A 1,344-nucleotide genomic window follows, 5' to 3' on the forward strand; every position below is an offset into this window, starting at 1 on the left:
GGTCCGAGCTGATGTTCCTGAGCTTCGCGCTGCTGTCCAGCACGGGCATCGGCGACGTCATCCCGGTGCGGCCGCTGGCTCGGGCTGCGACCAGCCTGGAGATGTTCGTTGGCGTGGGCTACCTGGCGGCCGTGGTGTCCAGGCTGATCGGGCTGACGCTGCTGCGCCGGGGGTCTGCGTGACCGCAGTGCCCGGAACTGCGCAGAAGACAACTCGAGGGCCTTCCATGTCCAGACGCCGGTGTTTGCTTCYGAGCTTTGCCTGCCTGCTGTCCGCCTGCGGCGGTGGCGGGTCGAGCAGCGACGCGACGCCGGCCGTCACGCCGCCGCCGGTGGTGATCACGCCCAACTACGTCTACGTGGGCACGCTGGAGCGCGACAAGTCCATCACGTCCAGGATCACGGGCATCACCTACCCGTATCACGTCTACCTGCCGGAGAACTACGCGACCTCGGGCAAGAGCTATGCGGTGATGTACGCGACCGACGGGCAGTGGAGCTTCAACTCSTTCTCGCAGCTGCTGGACAAGCGCCGCAAGCCGATGATCCTGGTGAACATCGAGCAGGGCCCGGGTGACCGTCGGGCCATCGACTACACCGTCAACGGCGCGCCGGCCTATGCCCGTTTCCTGAAGGAGGAACTGGCGCCGCTGATCGAGGCCAACTACCGCACGACGGGCGTGCGCAGCTTCTCGGGCACGTCCTACGGCGGGCTGCTGGGCTCCATCCTGCTGAGCACCGAAGCCGCGGGCACGCCCTTCTTCAGGAACTACCTGCTGTTCGATGGCGCCTTCTGGGCGCTGACGGCCAGGAACATCCAGGACGAACAGGCGCGCTTCACGGCCAGCCCCCGTCTACCCGTGCACCTGATCCTGACCAGCGCGAATGCGCCCGGCAACGTGAACGACGTGATCGCCTACGAGGCGCGCTACAAGGGCCGCGCCTATGTGGACCTGCTGATCCAGCGCAAGGACTTCAACATCGCGCACAACGACGTGGGCGACCCGTCGTTCGATTGGGCGATCGACCAGATCGACTAGGGTCCGCACATGTCAGACACGATCGAGTCCCTGGCCAACCTCGGCCCCAAGTCCGCAGCGATGCTGGCTAGCGTCGGCGTCACGACGCTTGAAGAGCTGCGCGCGCTGGGCGCCGTCGCCACCTACGTCCGGGCCAAGCGGGCCGGGCATAACAATGTGTCGCTGAACCTGCTTTGGGCCCTGGAGGGCGCCCGCGCGGCAGTGACTGGCCGTTAGGATGAAAGCTCGGATCTGCAACCACGCACCGAGCCACACTTCGAGAAGGAACAGCCAATGCGCAAGGGACCCTGGGCAAACACGCTCGC

General features: G+C 66.2%; 3 protein-coding genes. All 3 read left to right on the top strand.

Features of this window, described 5'->3' with window-relative positions; all coding sequences use genetic code 11:
• Nucleotides 1-182: ion channel (locus tag ACXJKR_RS32615; protein WP_457326388.1), on the top strand; the 182-nt coding region annotated here is incomplete at its 5' end.
• 44 nt (nucleotides 183-226) lie between these two features.
• Complete coding sequence (locus ACXJKR_RS32620; RefSeq protein ID WP_457326389.1) at nucleotides 227-1,039, top strand: alpha/beta hydrolase; 813 nt, start codon at nucleotides 227-229, stop codon at nucleotides 1,037-1,039.
• Nucleotides 1,040-1,048: 9 nt separating this feature from the next.
• Complete coding sequence (locus ACXJKR_RS32625; protein ID WP_457326390.1) at nucleotides 1,049-1,255, top strand: TfoX/Sxy family DNA transformation protein; 207 nt, start codon at nucleotides 1,049-1,051, stop codon at nucleotides 1,253-1,255.
• Nucleotides 1,256-1,344: the final 89 nt, after the last annotated feature.

The organism is Roseateles sp. P5_E11 (assembly GCF_054049355.1).

What these genes read in the sequence shown, in the direction of transcription:
- ACXJKR_RS32625 (WP_457326390.1), top strand. Translation starts at nt 1,049, where the DNA reads ATGTCAGACACGATCGAGTCCCTGGCCAACCTCGGCCCCAAGTCCGCA.